General features: G+C 67.7%; 17 protein-coding genes and 2 pseudogenes. 14 read left to right on the plus strand and 5 right to left on the minus strand.

The annotated features are described in order from the left end of the window. Positions 1-420: Imm50 family immunity protein (locus ACH4OW_RS38925; protein WP_398033625.1), on the plus strand; the 420-nt coding region annotated here is incomplete at its 5' end. 130 nt (positions 421-550) lie between these two features. On the opposite strand, the gene ACH4OW_RS38930 is transcribed toward ACH4OW_RS38925, so the two are convergent. Beyond that, positions 551-775, minus strand: a complete 225-nt coding sequence (locus tag ACH4OW_RS38930) for a Ku protein (protein ID WP_398033628.1) — start codon at positions 773-775, stop codon at positions 551-553. 338 nt (positions 776-1,113) lie between these two features. Here ACH4OW_RS38930 and tap point away from each other — a divergent pair, with 338 nt between their 5' ends. Both tap and tpg read left to right on the plus strand, forming a co-directional pair. Beyond that, the gene (gene tap, locus ACH4OW_RS38935) at positions 1,114-3,255 is read left to right on the plus strand and encodes a telomere-associated protein Tap (RefSeq protein WP_398033630.1); all 2,142 of its coding nucleotides are present in this window, start codon (positions 1,114-1,116) and stop codon (positions 3,253-3,255) included. Between the two features lie 4 nt (positions 3,256-3,259). Further along, the gene (gene tpg, locus ACH4OW_RS38940) at positions 3,260-3,817 is read left to right on the plus strand and encodes a telomere-protecting terminal protein Tpg (RefSeq protein ID WP_398033633.1); all 558 of its coding nucleotides are present in this window, start codon (positions 3,260-3,262) and stop codon (positions 3,815-3,817) included. A gap of 77 nt (positions 3,818-3,894) precedes the next feature. On the opposite strand, the gene ACH4OW_RS38945 is transcribed toward tpg, so the two are convergent. Beyond that, entirely contained in the window at positions 3,895-4,251 is a 357-nt protein-coding gene (locus tag ACH4OW_RS38945; protein ID WP_398033636.1) for a hypothetical protein, read from the minus strand. 792 nt (positions 4,252-5,043) lie between these two features. Here ACH4OW_RS38945 and ACH4OW_RS38950 point away from each other — a divergent pair. From ACH4OW_RS38950 to ACH4OW_RS38980, 7 genes and pseudogenes are all read left to right on the plus strand, one after another. Next, positions 5,044-5,190 carry a hypothetical protein gene (locus ACH4OW_RS38950; RefSeq protein WP_398033638.1) on the plus strand — a complete coding sequence of 49 codons (147 nt, stop codon included), beginning with the start codon at positions 5,044-5,046 and terminating at the stop codon, positions 5,188-5,190. Positions 5,191-5,780: 590 nt separating this feature from the next. After that, a pseudogene (locus ACH4OW_RS38955) lies at positions 5,781-6,690 on the plus strand (IS5 family transposase). A 101-nt stretch (positions 6,691-6,791) separates the two neighbouring features. After that, positions 6,792-8,135 (plus strand): helicase HerA domain-containing protein, encoded by a 1,344-nt coding sequence (locus ACH4OW_RS38960; protein ID WP_398033641.1) that lies wholly within the window; start codon positions 6,792-6,794, stop codon positions 8,133-8,135. Positions 8,136-8,269: 134 nt separating this feature from the next. Beyond that, on the plus strand, positions 8,270-8,791 hold the full coding sequence (locus ACH4OW_RS38965; RefSeq protein ID WP_398033644.1) for a hypothetical protein: 522 nt from the start codon (positions 8,270-8,272) through the stop codon (positions 8,789-8,791). Positions 8,792-8,850: 59 nt separating this feature from the next. Beyond that, a complete protein-coding gene (locus ACH4OW_RS38970; RefSeq protein ID WP_398033647.1) occupies positions 8,851-9,189 on the plus strand; it encodes a hypothetical protein in 339 nt (112 codons plus the stop codon). A 219-nt stretch (positions 9,190-9,408) separates the two neighbouring features. Further along, positions 9,409-9,909: a hypothetical protein gene (locus tag ACH4OW_RS38975; protein WP_398033650.1), complete on the plus strand. Its 501-nt coding sequence runs from the start codon at positions 9,409-9,411 to the stop codon at positions 9,907-9,909. Beyond that, complete coding sequence (locus tag ACH4OW_RS38980; protein WP_398033653.1) at positions 9,906-10,433, plus strand: transposase; 528 nt, start codon at positions 9,906-9,908, stop codon at positions 10,431-10,433. The genes ACH4OW_RS38975 and ACH4OW_RS38980 overlap by 4 nt, the downstream gene beginning before the upstream one ends. A 224-nt stretch (positions 10,434-10,657) precedes the next feature. Here the strand turns inward: ACH4OW_RS38980 and ACH4OW_RS38985 are convergent, their stop codons facing one another. Together ACH4OW_RS38985 and ACH4OW_RS38990 are read right to left on the minus strand one after the other, a co-directional pair. Beyond that, the gene (locus ACH4OW_RS38985) at positions 10,658-10,930 is read right to left on the minus strand and encodes a hypothetical protein (protein WP_398033656.1); all 273 of its coding nucleotides are present in this window, start codon (positions 10,928-10,930) and stop codon (positions 10,658-10,660) included. Positions 10,931-11,256: 326 nt separating this feature from the next. Beyond that, on the minus strand, positions 11,257-11,796 hold the full coding sequence (locus tag ACH4OW_RS38990; RefSeq protein ID WP_398033669.1) for a TetR family transcriptional regulator: 540 nt from the start codon (positions 11,794-11,796) through the stop codon (positions 11,257-11,259). 150 nt (positions 11,797-11,946) lie between these two features. Between ACH4OW_RS38990 and ACH4OW_RS38995 the strand changes: the two genes are divergently transcribed. Together ACH4OW_RS38995 and ACH4OW_RS39000 are read left to right on the plus strand one after the other, a co-directional pair. Further along, positions 11,947-12,360 (plus strand): PPOX class F420-dependent oxidoreductase, encoded by a 414-nt coding sequence (locus ACH4OW_RS38995; RefSeq protein WP_398033658.1) that lies wholly within the window; start codon positions 11,947-11,949, stop codon positions 12,358-12,360. 27 nt (positions 12,361-12,387) lie between these two features. Further along, a complete protein-coding gene (locus ACH4OW_RS39000; RefSeq protein ID WP_398033660.1) occupies positions 12,388-13,233 on the plus strand; it encodes an SDR family NAD(P)-dependent oxidoreductase in 846 nt (281 codons plus the stop codon). Positions 13,234-13,725: 492 nt separating this feature from the next. Here ACH4OW_RS39000 and ACH4OW_RS39005 read toward each other — a convergent pair whose 3' ends face one another. Further along, positions 13,726-13,977 carry a hypothetical protein gene (locus tag ACH4OW_RS39005; RefSeq protein WP_398033663.1) on the minus strand — a complete coding sequence of 84 codons (252 nt, stop codon included), beginning with the start codon at positions 13,975-13,977 and terminating at the stop codon, positions 13,726-13,728. 208 nt (positions 13,978-14,185) lie between these two features. Here ACH4OW_RS39005 and ACH4OW_RS39010 point away from each other — a divergent pair, with 208 nt between their 5' ends. Both ACH4OW_RS39010 and ACH4OW_RS39015 read left to right on the plus strand, forming a co-directional pair. Further along, a complete protein-coding gene (locus tag ACH4OW_RS39010; protein WP_398033666.1) occupies positions 14,186-14,836 on the plus strand; it encodes a hypothetical protein in 651 nt (216 codons plus the stop codon). Between the two features lie 591 nt (positions 14,837-15,427). Beyond that, positions 15,428-15,531, plus strand: a pseudogene (locus ACH4OW_RS39015) (TetR/AcrR family transcriptional regulator); the annotation flags it as partial.

The following is a 15,531-nucleotide window of genomic DNA, read 5'->3' on the forward strand; positions in this document are numbered from 1 at the left end:
ACTCGGCCTTCGGCCGCCCCGTCCTCGCCATCCGTCCAGAATGCCGAACCGACAGCAACATCCGCAGCGAAATCCCGACTCAGGACACTAGGGCGATGCGACCTGTTCTCTGTGCACATTGATGAAAGAGATACGGGGCTCACTCTCGGGATGGATCTCCTTCGCCTCCCCGACAAGCTTCTTCCCGAGTGGGAAGGGGAGAACTTCAACGCCTTCACTTTTTTCCTGACATTCACCATGATCGAAGAGCTTGATTTCGACGGATGGCAGTACACGCCCATACAAAGCGTTGACATCAGGAGAGAAGGTGAGCGGAGGGTCCGCGTCGAGGTTCATGGCCAGGATGAGAGCCTGCGATTCACTGCCGACGCGATCAAAATGTCGGGAGTAAGGGCTTATCGCGCCTCTTCAACCCCGTAATCGGACGCTGGGCGCCAGTCAATGGCGTACTCGCGGATCGGGCAAGTCGGGTGGTCCGGGAGGTACGCCGCCCGGGCTGTGCCGGATGTATCTCCTCGACCTGCTCGCGGTAGTGGGCGTGCAGGTCCTCCTAGTCCAGCGGGCCGTGGCTGTCCATCAGCTGCTCGGCCGCGGAGAGCTCGTCTTCGCTGATGTCGACCGGCCGGTCGGGAACCACTCCGGCGGGGGTGCGGTTCTGGTCGGGCCAGCGCAGCGAGTGCAGCACCAGCATGTCGCCCATCGGCTGTACCAGCGCGAGGGTCTCCTTGCTGCGTAAGGCGACCTTGCCGATGGCGACCGAGCCGTGGTCGTCCATGGCGTCGCGCAGCAGAACGTAGGGCTTGTTGGTGCGCCGGCCGAGACGAAGGCGAGGATCGTGAGGGTCTTGGCGGTCGGCAGTGGAAGCTGGGCCAGGTCGTCGTGGGTGAGCGGGGCGATGCGCTCGCCGGTCGCGAACCGGCGGCAAGCCTGGAGGATCTGCTAGCAGGCAGCGGTCCAGAGATCACCATGCGAGCCTGTTGGCACTCTCGGACACCGCCTCAGCACCGTCCGCAGGCTGGTTGTCCACTGGCACCATCATCCGTCAGGGTTAAAGGACCAGGGTAAATTTCCGGGCAAGTATTGCTAGGGTGCAGGCACGAGAGGAGACCACGCATGGCATCCGAGGAAGAGCTGTTCGCGTCGGTCGATGCCCTGCTGGAGGAGGAGCCGCAGCTCCCGTCCCCGGCGGAGCGGGCCCGGCTTCGTGAGGCCGCCGGCATCACGCAGGCCCGCCTGGCGGTCGCACTGAAAACGTCGACGCAGAGCATCAAGAACTGGGAGAACGGCAGGAGCGAACCGAAGGAGCCGCGGCTGTCGGCGTACCAGCGGCTGCTGAAGGGCTGGGCGGCGAAGCACCCTGCGCACAGCGCCCTCTCCACCCCCACGCCCGGGGCCGTCCCGATCACCGTGCCCCAGCCAGAACCGGCCCCGAAGGCATTCACGGGTCCGGCCGCCCCCGAGGCGAGGACCGCCGCGCCGGTGAAGGCTCCCGCTGCGCCGGTCGTACCCGAGCCTGCTGCCCGTCCGGCCGCGCGCCCGGTGACGTCGTCGCGGCGTCCGGCGGCGAAGAAGGCCGCCATGCCCGCCGCCGACCCGCGGTTCCCGCACGGACCGCTGGCCGTGCTGGACGGTGACGGCTCCGCGTACGGTGTCGACGGCGTCGTGCTCGACTGCCCGGCGACCACCATCCCGGACTTGGTGGAGTGGACGCTGCGCGAGTCCGGCCTCGGCGCCGCCAAGCTGCACCGTTACGGCAAGGACTCCGACCCGCTGATCGTGCTCACTGCAGCCGCGGCCGTGAAGTTCGGGCTGCCGGAGCGTCTGGAGGGCCACGAGCAGCGCCGCTCCCTGCGCCTTTCGGAGGACCATCCGGTCGTCAAGCAGGTGCTCAAGGCCCGCTGGCAGCTCACGCAGCGCGGGTTCGGCCCGTGGGCCCGCATCTACCGCAAGGCGCAGGGCCGCGAGCGGCAGTGCGTACAGCTCGCGATCTTGTCGTGGGACGCCCTCGATGAGCGGTCCTGGCCCGGCGTGGCGGAGATGACGCCGGCCGACATCGCCCGCGTCCTCGGCGTCTACGCCCAGCGTGTCATCACCCCCCGCGGCTCCACGGCCGTCTCGGGCCTGGAGCTGATGACGGCGCTGCGCCCGCCCACCCGCGCGGTGCGCGACGAAGCGACCGGGAACTGGGTGCCCGGCCACAACCCCGGCAGCTTGGGTACGGACCCGATGGACCCCGCTCCGCCGGAAGCCACACCCGAGCACCCCGTCGTCGTCCAGTCCGGCTGGACCGGCGGCTTCCTCAACGAGGAGGCGTACCAGTGGGTGCGGCCGGTGGACACGCTCAGCGACGAGGAGTGCCTGCTGCCGTACGCCGTCGGCCTGGACCTCAACACCGCCTTCCTCGCCGCCGCGTCCCGCCTGGTTGTCGGCCTGTCCGCCCCCGACCACTTCCACACCCCGACGTTCAACCCGAAGATCCCCGGCTCCTGGCTGGTCGACCTCTCCCACGTCGAACTGGACCCGCGGCTGCCCAGCCCGTTCACGCCGGACGGCACCCGCCCGACCGGTCCGGCCTGGTACCAGACACACACCGTCGCCTACGCACAAGAACTCGGCTACAACGTCCAGCCCATCGAGGCGTACCTGCGGCGGGAGACCGGCGCGTACCTGGACCCGTGGCACGACCGCCTCAAGACCGCCTACGTCGACACGCTCGCCGACCTCGGCGTCACCCGCGACCTGGACGACCGGGCCTTCCTCGCAGCGATGGAGCAGCACAAGCAGGTCGACCCGGCCTTGGCCGCTGTCTTGACCGCGATCAAAGCCACGGTCAAGGGCGGCGTAGGCAAACTCCGCGAACGCCCGCAGGGCCGCCACTACCGGGACGGGGAGCGGTGGCCGGCTCTGGAACGCCCGACCTGGCGTCCGGACATCCGCGCCGCCGTCATCTCCAAGGCGCGGGTCAACATGCACCGCAAGCTGCTGAACATGTCCCGGATGACGGGCCTGTTCCCGCTCGCGGTGCTGTCCGACTGCGTCGTCTACCCCTCGCCGGGAGCGAGTCCGCTCGACTTCCTGCCGTACGCCGCGTCCGGCAAGCCGCAACCCGGTGGATTCCGCCTCGGGCCCACTCCGGGCCTGGCGAAGCTGGAGGGCGTGCAGGAGATGTCGTGGGCGGTGGACCTGATGGAGCAGGGGCTGAACCCGGCCCGCCACATCAAGGGCGGCGACGCCGTGCTGGACGAAGGGGAGTAGAGCGATGGGGGAGATCGAGGACGCCATCGAGCGCGCCGACCAGGAGTCCTTCACCCGGCAGCCGCCGAAGACCCTTAAGGCCCAGATCGGGTATCTGATCAAGCAGTTCGGCAGCGCCAAGGCCGTTGCGGCGGAACTCGGGGTCACCGCCGACTCCGTCAACCGCTACCGTCGCGGCGCCCGCAAGAACGCCCGAGCCGACGTCGCTGCCAAGATCGACGACGCGGTGCGGGCCCGCTGGCAGCCCCAGGTCCGCAAGCGCCGGCAGAAGCAGGCGGCGACCAGCGGCGGGATCACGGTGGAGACGCGGGCCCGCTTCGGGTACACCGCCTCCGTCGGCACGACCGACGACGGACGGTTGCGGCGACTAACCGTGCACCTCCCTCCGGCGTACGCCCGCCGCCTGTTCAACGCCCGTGACGCGGGCGCCGGCGACCAGCAGATGCGTGGGATCATTGCCGAAGGGTTTAAGGAAGTCTATTTCCAGGACGGCGGCGGCCGCGCTATGGGGCTCTCAGACGTGGCCATCAACGACATCGACTACATGGATTTCGACTACTGAAAGCAAGGAAAGCCTGCCTGCTGAATGCCCGGCCATTGAGCCGAAGCGCGATGGTTGTCAGCAAGGCAGGCATGTTGTCACTTCGGGTCGCTGGCTGGCTCTGCCCGGGGCTCGCTTCTCGCGACGCCGGTGCAGGCCAGTAGCGCGGTGGCGGTGGCGTTGAGGAAGAGCATGAATGCCCAGGACGTGTCTGCCGCGTCGATGCGCCCGATGTGTCCGATGCGAAGAGGCTCCTGTGCCGCATGGGAAGGACGGTTGACGGTGGCGGCGAGGGCCAGCGTCGGCTGGCCGCGCTTCTGGGCGATACGGAGCCGTGTCCGGTAGGTATGTGCCAGGCGGTTGGCGGGAACCAGGCCGTCCCAGACGATGAAGGTCCCGCCGGCGATCAACGCATCGCGTGCAGGTCTACATGCAGTGCTCTGCTTACCGAGCATTCGGCGAGCCCGTCGTGTGTCACGCCTTGGCATGGTGACTGGACGGCCGTTGATGGAGCGTCTGTGATAAGTAGCCTGTCTCCTAGGTGGCAACCAGGCTGCCTTGGCCCGGTTCCTCAGTCAGCGTATTTGGCTCCACCGGTGGCAATCAACGATCCTCGGCGCAGCCATCGACCGCGAGAAATGCCCGCTGCTCGACGCCGACCACGATGTCGTCCGCATCCGTCGGCGTCGATGCTGCACGGGATGATCCGCAGGGGCCACCGGAGCGGGCCGGGCGTTGATGGTCGAGCGGTAGCCCGAAGTGACCGGGCCGCGCGGGCCGGATCCGCTCAGTGAGCTCAGCCTGTATGTCGTGGCCGGTCAAGGCACAGGCGGGCAGATTTTTCTGCGGGAGCGGAAGCGTCTGGTGCAGGTCCCGGCCCTGGTGCCGGGCGTGTAGGTGGCCGCGGTGGGGGCGTGTCTGTACGGCGACGCCGACCAGGGCTAGACCGTCAGATCTGATGCTGAACGCGCTACTACAACCTTGCGTGCTGGTACTGGACGAAGCACCGCGCCTTGGCGAGCCAGCGCTGAGGTTTCTGCGCGGGTTGTGGGACCATCCGGACACGGGCACGGCACTTGTGCTCGCGGGTGGCGGGCGGTGAATTGGCGCTGCGCCGCGTGCCTGCGCTGTCCTCCCGGGGGCTGACTTGGGAGCTGGTGCCGCGCCTTGGCCCGAGTGAGGTGGCCACCGTGATGGCTGCCTTTCACCCTCTGTGGGAGGACGTGAGCGAGGACGATGTTGCGTGGGTGAACGAGCATGTAGGGCACGGCAATGGCCGGACCTGGGCGCAGCTGCCCTCGCACCTGACCGCCGAGTCCTATGGCGGGTGCCGGGCGGTGGTGGACCGCCGGATGCTGGAGCGGGTCTGCGCACGGTTCGTGGGGCCGCTGTGACCGGCGCGGCCGGGCTGGGAGAGGACGTTTCCTGCTTCGGCGTGCACGGGGAGGGCGGGGCGTGCGGACAGGCCTGCCTTCTTCCTCTCCGTCGGCGCTGCGCGGCCCTGCCGTGCGTAGGCTGCTCGCCCCGTGGCAGGAACGGAAGCTGACAACGCGGCAGGTCCGACTGATGGCGGAGTCGTTGGAAGTGACCGAGCGCGCGGTGTGGCGGCGGCTTGCCGCTGCCGAGCACGACGAGTTGGCAGCCGCGGAGCCCGGGGCGCGGGCTCAGAGCAAAGACCGCTTCTGCGTCCCCCCGAAGTGCGCCGCCTGCTGGCCTTGTGGAAGGGCAACGTTGCGGCGGTTCATCGTGGGCTGACCGCTCGCGCAGCCAAGGGCGAGGGGGATCCACCACCGTCGCTTCCGACGCTGCACGGGGCGATCCAGCGGGACCTGGCGCCGGGGGAGCGGGCCGGGTTGGTCGGCGGTGAACGCGAGGCACGTAAGGACGATGTGTTCTTGGCCCGGCTGCCAGGCTGGCGCAACCAGGTGTGGAAAACTGACCACGTCCAGGCGCCGGTGCTAGGGCCTGTCTGATAATTGATTCTGTGGTGGGTCGTGGTGAGCTGACGGATGCAGCGTGGGAGCGGATAGCGCCCCTGCTGCCTGGCGTTGACGGGCGTGGACGGTCGTGGCGGGATCACCGGCAGGTCATCAACGGGGTGCTGTGGCGGTTGCGGACCGGTGCCCCGTGGCGTGACCTGCCGGAACGCTACGGGCCGTGGCAGACGGCCTATGAACGGTTCGCCCGCTGGGAGGCGGACGGTACCTGGGCCCGCCTGCTCGAACAGGCCCAGGTCAGGGACGACTGCGTCGGAGCCGTGGAGTGGACCGTGTCGGTCGACTCCACGATCAGCCGGGCTCACCAGCACGCCGCCGGCGCCCGCAAAAAGGGGCGGCGACGGGGGACGAACTGGAAGATCCGGCACGTGAGACGGCTGGCCAGGCGCTCGGCCGGTCCCGCTGCGGGCTGACCACGAAGGTTCATCTCGCCTGCGACGGCCGGGGCCTGCCCCTGGCCGTCGTCGTCACGCCCGGCAACGTCAACGATTCCACCGTCTTCGACGAGGTCATGGACGTACTGAGAGTGCCCCGGGCCGGCGCCGGGCGGCCCCGCCGCAAGCCCGAGGCGGTCGTCGCCGACGGGCGTACTCGTCCCGGGCCATCCGCCAGGCCCTGCGGCGCAGAGGCATCCGGGCAGTGATCCCAGAGCGAGCGGACCAGAAGGCCAACCGGCTACGACGCGGACAGGCCGGCGGCAGACCACCGGCCTTCGCCCGCGAGCTCTACAGGGCCCGCAACGTGGTCGAACGCTGCTTCAACCGCCTCAAGCAGTTCCGCGCGATCGCCACCCGCTTCGACAAACTGGCCACCCGCTACAAGGCCGGAGTCCACCTCGCCTCACTCATCCTCTGGCTCCGCGAACCCATCCAAGATCCTTTGTCAGACAGGCCCTAGAGGGCGCGACGTTCTCCTGGCACCCGGCCGGGGCCGCGCCGTACGTGCTGGTGAAAAAGACCCGCAAGCCCCCGGCCCGGGCCCTGTTAAAGGACCCGAAGATGTGGGAGCTGGTGGCCAAGGCCAAGGAGTCCGCGCCCGTCATCGGGGTCGGGTCCGGCGGCCGGGCCGTCTGCGTCGACCTGGACGCCGAGTCCCCGCACATCCTGGTCAACGCCTCCACGGGCGGTGGCAAGTCGGTGACCTTGCGGTGCATCGCCTGCCAGATGCTCCACCACGGCTCGCTCGTGGTCGTCCTGGACACCAAGCGGATCTCCCACCCGTGGGCCTCCGAGCTGCCCAGGGTCGCGTACTGCCACAACATCGCCGACATCCACAACCAGCTCATCGCCCTCGGCATGGAAGGCCGGCGCCGTACCCGCCTCGCCGACGACCTGGGCATCGACGCCGACCCCAAGGCCATCGGCCCCCGGCTGCTGATCCTCCTCGAAGAGGTCAACGCGACGATGAAGCAGCTGGCCCGCTACTGGGACAAGACCCGCGAGACCGGCGACCCGAAGGTCCCCCCGGCCGTCGACGCGCTCAACGAGACCCTCTACATGGGCCGCCAGCTGCGCATGCACGTCCTCTTGGTCGCGCAGTCCGCCACCGCCCGCGCCCTGGGAGGCCCGGAGGCCCGCGAGCAGTTCTCCACCCGCATCCTGGCCCGCTACAGCGTCAACGCATGGCGGATGCTCGCCCCGGAGGCCCACCCGGCGCCGAAGTCCACCAAGCACCCCGGCCGCGCTCAGGTGGTCAGCGGCGGGTCCGCGCGGGAGACGCAGTTCCTGTTCTTCACCGAGGCCGAAGTACGCGAGTGGGCCGCCACCGGCAAGAAGACCGTGGCCGCCGGCGGGCCCGCGCCGGTGCAGCTGCACAAGCCACCCGCCGAAGCCCTCTTCGCCCCGACGATGCGGGCCGATGGGAGAAGGCGGGGCTATCGCCTGAGGCAAGGCCCGCGGTCAGTCGAGGTCGGGTTCGTAGCCGCCGGCCGCGCCGTTGCGCGGGTCGTCGGATGGCTCCGGGACGGTGCCGGTGCCGTCGCAGCGCTGGCACTGCACGGTGGTCTCGGCGCCGTCGGCGGCCCGTACAGTGATCTGCCCGTCCTGGCACGAACCGCCCCTGGGCACGGTGTGCGCCGGGCCCTCGTGCTGCCGTCCGTGCTCGCGGAGAAGCTGGAGTGTCATGTTGATCATGCGGCCGTAGCGGCCGTCCTCGCGCAGCAGATGCGCGTATTGCGGGTCCATCCAGCCCATGGCGGCCTCTTGGTGGTGCGGTGCGGACAGTGCGCCTTCAGCGTCCTCAGAGGACTGGCAGTTACCACTTGGCGAGTGTGTAAAAAAATGGCCGAATGGGGCATGATCTTGGGCCGCTTTTCGGGACTTTACGCCTGGGTGTTCGCCTAAGATCTGAGTTATCGTCAGGCGTGTTCCGCACGGCGCCCTTTGTGTCAGCAATTGATCGCGCGGCACGCATGAGCCGGGCCGGTAAGTACCTAGATCTAGTTCACAACGGAGGAAATGTGCGTAAGTTTCGCCGCGTGGCTCAGGCGATTCTTCCCGTCGCCGTGTCCGGTCTGATGTTGGCGACAACGTCCCAGGCCGCGAGTGCGGCTGAACAGGGGCATGGGGCTTTCCAAGTGAGGGTCGTCCATGTTTCCCAGTCGGCACTGGAGATGAAGTTCACTCTTCCCGAGGGAGATCGTTTGGCGGTCAATGCCAAGGGGGAGCTTGCCGTCAACGATGCGACCGGGAAGGAGCTGGACAAGGTGTCCACCACGTTCGATGGTGGCAGTCAGAGCTTCTCTGGAAAGTGGTCGGTAAACGGTGACAAGGCTACGCTGCACCTCACGAGCATAGATGGCAGCAAGATTCCCTCAGCCGCGAACCGCGGCTTCGGGGACTGGCTGAGCTGTGTAGGCGGAAAGGTCACAACCGGCGGTGCGACCGGGGCTATCTCCGGGTGCATTGCTGACGCGGCGACTGGCTGCGCCCCCGGAGCCCTTGCCGGAGGGGTAGCAGGAGGTGTCGGCGGAGCTGTCGCTGGGGTGATCAGCTGTTAGAAGGCAGATGAGAACCAGGTGCCCTGACGTCGGTACGCCACATGTCGGTAGGAGAAAAGATGCCCAAAACCTGGCTTGTTTCGACGGTCTTCTTTTTGAGTGCACTTCTTGCCGCTGCCGCCGTCGCCGCGTTTACGATAGGCGACATGCAGGCCGGAGTGGTGGCGGGGACGGGTGCAATTCTCGCTGCAGGTGGCGGGGTATACGCGGCCAAGAAGGAAGCGCGGATCTTGACCGCCAAGCAGAATGTGCCCGTCTTGCTCGCGGTCGTCGTCAGTATAAATTTGGACCAAGTTCTCGACAGGAACGGTGACTCCTTCCTGGTCGCAGTCAGTGCGGCCGTAGCTGTAGGACTCGTAGTCGGCCTTATTGCGCGTATCCAAACTTCCGGCAAGTGATCCTAGGGACATCTCCAGGGCTATCTGTCCGGCAAGGGTTACGTTGCGATCTGTAAAAACTGATCGAGGTCACCGATTCGCTGTGCCCGACCACATACGACGTAGGTGATCTCGTCTCCCGCGTGCGAGCCGACCGTTGTGACCAGCAATAGTCTGTGGGCGGCACCCGTCTCCACCGGGGTGCCGCCCACAGACTATTGGGCGCTGGAAGGAGCGTGCGTGGACGACAGTCACCAGCCCGACGATGAAAGCACCTGGGCGTCCCTCTCACGATGGGAGAAGGCCCTTGCAGCTTTCGGCGTGACCGGTCTGATCCTTGGGGTCGTCACTGCTGCCCACGTGGCGGTGCTGCTCGGCCTCCTTGCCGTAGCCGCCGCGTCGCTCCACCTGGTGGAAGCCGACGGGATCGGAACCTTATTTTGGGGCGTGGTGCTGTTCCTGCCGTGCAACGCCCTGGCCGCGCTGTTCATCTACCCGCTGCGTTTGGGACTCCGGCTCACCAGTCTCGCATCGCGAACCAAGAAGGCGACGGAGGTCGCGCTCTCCGTGGCGACGACATTCCTCGCCGTTCTGCTCACCGGATACTTCACTCCCGGACTGCGGGTACAGCACCCATGGCTCCCGGCATCGCTGGCCGCATTGCTTGTCGTCCTGGCCAACCTGGCGGTCAGGAAGATGGAGAGGCACACATCGAACAGGGCTCGCGGAAGGACCCTTTGACCGGACGCCGCCAGCCCTGCCGCACCCAGCTCGGCCCCTGCAAGCCCTACGTGGGCAAACGGTTGGCAGAAGGCTGCACGAACGCTGTCCGCCTGCACGCCGAACTCACAGAGCTGGGCTACCAGGGCACCTACCGGATCCTCAGCCATTACCTGCGGCCCCGCCGCCGACGCCGCATCCGCACCGTCGGCCCGGAACCGCCGGGCGTCCGTCAGATCACTGCCTGGGTGATGCGTCCCCCCGACCGCCTCCGCGACGACGAACGCCGACAACTCGGCGAGGTCCTCGCCCGCTGCCCGGAACTCACCGCCGCCGACCAACTCGTTCGGGCCTTCGCGCAGTTCCGCACGATCCGCTCCAGCCAGCACGTCAAGGACTGGATCACTGCCGCCCGCGTCGAAGGTCTGCCCGGACTCCACACCTTCGCGCACGGCCTGGACAAGGACTGGGACGCCGTGATCCAGGGACTGACCACCCACTGGAACTCCGGCCCTGTCGAAGGGCGAGTCAACACATCAAGATGATCAAGCGTCAGGTGTTCGGCCGCGCGAAACTGCCCTTGCTGCGCAAACGAGTCCTGCTGACCGCCCTCCGCCCACCACACACAGTAACCAGCGACCGTGGCGGTGATCATCCTCACGGAAGTCTTGCCTGATCCCGGCTCTCGTCAACATTTCTGCGACGTTGATCGCCAAAGTGTTGTTTGAAGCCGTCGACAGACGTTGTCCGCTCTCGCTGACGAATCCAGCTATCGGTGCGCACCGGGTGCGGAGTGCACCGCGTGTGCCAGCATCAGGCGCTCGCCACACATCGCCTCCAGCGTGCCGGCGCTGTCCGGGTGGCCGGGGTCGGGGATGACGTTCACCGTGAACCGGATGAGGCTGCGGGCGATACCCGGCGCCGCCGTGGTGGGGGAGTCCCGTGCCCAGTCCCGCAGCGCGGACAGCAGCATGCCCCCGACCTCGTCCAGGGCGCTCTCCTTGCGATGGCCGCCGTGCGACTCACGGCGGCGTCCCCGCATGCTCGGATGGCTGGCCTGAGGACAGAGACCGGAGAAATCCCCTCCTCACCACCGCGGTCCGCTGGTGAGACGACGCAGCACAGTTGGCAAATGAGCACGCTTGTCGGCAACGACGTTGATTTGCTCCGTGGTCACTCTTGTGACTCGTCACGCTAACTGTCGTGTCGGCGAGATATCTGTCGTGATGGCTGTCGACACCCCCGCCGGGATGCGGCCTTTCGAGGTAGATGACATCTGACCGCCGTGGTTGGCGCCGCGGACTGACGGGGATCGTTCGGCCTGCCCATCCAGGGACCGTCGGCCGGGTGCCCGGCGGTCTGGCCGTGTCAGGCGGGGCCGAGTCCGGTGATCAGGGACTGGACGACCATGTCGGCTCCCTGGGCAGTGGTCAGCTCCGGCATCTCGTGCGCGGCGACGTTGGTGAGGTGGACGAGCAGGGAGCGGGCCCAGCGGTCCGGAAGTCCTGGGCGGATGACGCCCTCGCGCACTGCACGGGCCATGAAAGCGTCGAGTTGCCCGATCAGTCGGCAGAGGCGGGCGGTGGCCGTCTCGTCCTGCACTTGCTGCACATCGACCGGCCACCTCCTGCTGACGGTAATGATGCCCTCCGCGTATCTGTGCAGCGCCACCATCACGGGTGCCTCGGTCAGCCGCGCCTCGGCGACGATCTTCTCGCAGGCGTCGAGCTTGGCCGCATGGACAGCAGTCATGAGGGCCTCGCGGGTCTTGAAGCGGCGGTAGACGGTACGCCGGTCGACGCCGGCTGCCACCGCGATCGCCGCGATGCTCGTGCCGGGGTCGCGCGCCAGCAGGCGTGCTCCGGTCTGCAGGACCGCGTCCAGGTTGCGTGCCGCGTCAGCTCTCATCGTCATCGGAGCATACGCAAGAGTGAGGCTGATGAGCCAGCAACCGCATCATCACTATTGCGTTTACTTCGATATGTGTCACATAGTTGTGTCAGTTGGTTTGCTCGACACGTCGAGCCGTCGGAGCGTCCCCCACTCCAGGAGCCATGCGTGAGCCCGGTTTACCTGTCCGAGAAATTGAAAGAAGCCCTCGATTCCAGGGTCTTCGTCACCGTGGCGACCCTTCAGCCTGACGGGAGCCCTCACCAATCAGTGGTCTGGGTGGGGAGGGACGGCGACGATCTCTTCTTCGTGACCGGTGTCGACAAGCTCAAGGTGCGCAATCTGCGGCGCGACCCCCGACTGAGCGTGACGGTCAACCCACCGGACGAGCCCTACGGATACGCGGTGATCACCGGCACGGCCCGGTGCGAGAGCGCGGGCAGCCGCGAGCGCATGGACGAACTGGCCGTCAAATACACCGGCAAGACCTACGCCGAACATCATCCGGAGTCGTACGCCACCCTCCCGGAACTGGTCACCGTCCACGTCACGCCCGAAAAGATCGCGTCCCGGTTCCTGTGAAGAGAAGAAGCAAGAAAGGAGCCCGTGTTGAAGACCTACGTCATCACCGGCGGCACGGACGGCATCGGCAAGGCACTCGCCCACACCTACCTGGGCCGGGGGCAGGAGGTGGTGGTCGTCGGCCGCAGCGCGGAGAAGGGTGAGGCATGGCTCGACGCCGCGCGACAACGCGGCGCGGCCGCGCGGGCGCACTTCATCCGCGCCGACCTGAGCCTGCTGTCCCAGACCAAGGCAGCGGCCGAGAGCATCTGGTCGGCCTTTGCGAAGGTCGATGCCCTGGTGCTGTGCGCCCGGCACTTCCGGACCACTCGCCTGGTCACGTCCGAAGGCTTCGAGAACACTTTCGCGCACTTCTACCTCAGTCGCTTCGTGCTGAGCCACGGGCTGGCCAACCTGCTCGAATCCGCCCACAACCCGGTCATCCTGAACATCGCCGGGCCCGGCGGCCAAGGAGAGGTCCACTGGGAAGACCTGCAGCTGGCGCGGGAGTACGACGGACAACGGGCGCTCATGCAAGGCGGGCGGCTCAACGATCTGCTCGGTGTCGCCTTCACCGACGCTCGACCGGGGACAAAGGTGCGGTACGTGCTGCTCAACCCGGGCACGGTCGGCACCAGCTTCTCGGGGCAGTACACACCGGACCTGATGGCGCACATTGACGTCATCCGCCGGTCCGCCCAGCCGGTCCACGAGGCCATAGTCCCGATCCTCAAGGTCCTGGACGACCCACCCACCACACCGCTCAGCGCCTTCGTGCGGGACGCGCCGCTCAGCCCAGACGGTCCCACATTCACGCTCGCGGAAGCACGGCGGCTGCACCTGCACACCAAGACGCTGTTGGACAACTGGGCACCAGGGACGACGGAGGGCTGAGGCAGCGGACCTCAACCCCCGGCCCTCGAAGTCGGCGACTGGCGTGAAAAGACAGCGAAGGTGGCAACAACATCGACCTTCTGGTGCCAAGCAACACCATCAGATTCACCGAGCAGCCCAGGTCAGCCCGACCCCTGATGCCAACTACCGCGAAAAGTCGCCGGCGCGCTCGCTGTCGGCCAGTGGGATGCCGGCGGGCGCCGTCCGGACCATCAGCCCTTCTACACCTACCTCCACAACCTCCTACCGGACTACGCCGCCGAGATCCTCGGACAGAGGCATGACGCTCCGTCGCCAAAGGTTGCCAACTAACCTGCGCAACTCTTGCCAACTACAAGGCGGCACAGTCCTCTGACCAGCTCCGTCTGACCGCGGAACTTGCCAACCAGGCTGCGTCGTCACAACGACGTGCACCGGCACCGGCTTGGCCGCGCCAGCGCAGGGTGTGGTCACGGCCCCACGGTAGGAACTGCCGCCGCCAGCTGATGGATGTCACCGCTCGGGCAGCTCGAGGCGAAGCAGGTCCATCGACTTCTTCACGTTCTTCATGTCTTCTTCGAGCCGTTCACTGAGCACGCGCATACGCCAGTCCAGGCGTTCCACCCGGGCAGCGACCACCAGCGACGCGAACGTCTGGGCCAGCTGCGCCGCGCCCGCATCGCCTTCCATCGCCTTCTTGGCGTACCTGGCGGCGGCCCCTTCGTACTGCTTCGCACGCTCCACCGCGCCTTCGTGTTCGGTCATGCAGCCCCTCCCCGGCTGATCCCTCCCACCGTTGCAGCGCCCCCCGGCACCAACGGGCCGCCTGCGGATTTCCGGGCCAGAAAGTTGTCCACAGACCGCAGCTCAGAGCCCGCTTCTCGCCGCGCTCCATCCACAAGTAACCCGTTTTACGGTTCGTGTCCGCTTCCGGGTGTGAGGTGCCGGGACGCAGATCGAAAGGGCACGGCCGATGGCACAGACGAAGTTCGACAAGCAGGTGGAGGAGACCGCCGAGTCCCTCGTGTTCGGCATCGGCCAATTCCTGGCCCGCCGTCCGATGGACGGGGTGAAGCGGACCGACGCGACGTTCCGGCGATCGGGCACCCGCGTTCTGCCGAAGGTCGAAGGCCACGTCTCGCGTTCCTCCTACCGGGCCGGGTGGAAGCGCCTGACCTTCCGCATCAGCGCACTGGCCGCCGCCGGGGCAGGCGGCTGCCAGGCCGGGTGGGCCCACCAGGACGCCACCGCCCAGCAGACAGGGGCCGACCCGGATCCCGCGCTCACCGCGCTGGAGCAGACCGGGATCGCCGCGGCATCGACCGCGGCCGTCGGGACCGCCGCCTACCTCGCGCTGACCCGCAAGCGCCGGGAGCTGATGCGGGAGTGGGCGATCCCGCTGCACGAAGCCCTCGCGCTGCCGCTGCGCCTGCCGGAGCAGACCGACCCGCGCCGCTACCCCCACATCCCGCGCAACTTCTCCGAGGACGACGCAGTGATCCGCGTGGACGCCCGGGCCGGCTGGACTCCTCCAAGGGCCTGGTCGCCGACATCATCACCACCAAGCTCGCCCAGGAGGGCGTCACCGTCTCCCGGCACCTGGCGGGCCGCGAGACGTACGTGACGGTGAACAAGACCCGCAAGCCCCGGCCCAGGCCGCCTTCAAAGACCCAAGGTGCGCGAGATCGTGGCCGCCGCCAAGGAGTCCGCGCCCGTCATCGGAATCGGCTCCACCGGGCGGATCGTCACCGTCGACCTGGACACCGAATCCCCGCACATCCTCGTCAACGCGAGCACGGGCGGCGGCAAGTCGGTGACCTTGCGGTGCATCGCTTGCCAGATGCTCCACCACGGCTCGCTCGTGTTCGTCCTGGACACCAAGCGGATCTCCCACCCGTGGGCGTCCGGGCTGCCCAGGGTCGCGTACTGCCACAACATCGCCGACATCCACAACCAGCTCATCGCCCTCGGCATGGAAGGCCGGCGCCGTACCCGCCTCGCCGACGACCTGGGCATCGACGCCGACCCCAAGGCCATCGGCCCCCGGCTGCTGATCCTCCTCGAAGAGGTCAACGCGACGATGAAGCAGCTGGCCCGCTACTGGGACAAGACCCGCGAGACCGGCGACCCGAAGGTCCCCCCGGCCGTCGACGCGCCCAACGAAATCCTCTACACGGGCCGCCAGCTGCGCATGCACGTGCTCCTGGTCGCGCAGTCCGCCACCGCCCGTGCCCTGGAGGAGCCGACCGCCCGGCAGGTGGCCACCGCGTTCCTCAACGGCTCCGTGCGGGCCACCACTTGCCCCGGGTGCCCCGCCGG

Source organism: Streptomyces sp. NPDC017056 (genome assembly GCF_044332485.1).
Lineage (GTDB): Bacteria > Actinomycetota > Actinomycetes > Streptomycetales > Streptomycetaceae > Streptomyces.

Bases quoted from the DNA above. Each gene is read 5' to 3' on its own strand.
- ACH4OW_RS38930 (WP_398033628.1), bottom strand. From the start codon at position 775: ATGGACGACCACGGCTCGGTCGCCATCGGCAAGGTCGCCTTACGCAGC.
- ACH4OW_RS39005 (WP_398033663.1), bottom strand. From the start codon at position 13,977: ATGACCGAACACGAAGGCGCGGTGGAGCGTGCGAAGCAGTACGAAGGG.
- ACH4OW_RS38990 (WP_398033669.1), bottom strand. From the start codon at position 11,796: ATGAGAGCTGACGCGGCACGCAACCTGGACGCGGTCCTGCAGACCGGA.
- tap (WP_398033630.1), top strand. From the start codon at position 1,114: ATGGCATCCGAGGAAGAGCTGTTCGCGTCGGTCGATGCCCTGCTGGAG.
- ACH4OW_RS38960 (WP_398033641.1), top strand. From the start codon at position 6,792: ATGTGGGAGCTGGTGGCCAAGGCCAAGGAGTCCGCGCCCGTCATCGGG.
- ACH4OW_RS39010 (WP_398033666.1), top strand. From the start codon at position 14,186: ATGGCACAGACGAAGTTCGACAAGCAGGTGGAGGAGACCGCCGAGTCC.
- tpg (WP_398033633.1), top strand. From the start codon at position 3,260: ATGGGGGAGATCGAGGACGCCATCGAGCGCGCCGACCAGGAGTCCTTC.
- ACH4OW_RS38970 (WP_398033647.1), top strand. From the start codon at position 8,851: ATGCCCAAAACCTGGCTTGTTTCGACGGTCTTCTTTTTGAGTGCACTT.
- ACH4OW_RS38985 (WP_398033656.1), bottom strand. From the start codon at position 10,930: ATGCGGGGACGCCGCCGTGAGTCGCACGGCGGCCATCGCAAGGAGAGC.
- ACH4OW_RS38945 (WP_398033636.1), bottom strand. From the start codon at position 4,251: ATGCTCGGTAAGCAGAGCACTGCATGTAGACCTGCACGCGATGCGTTG.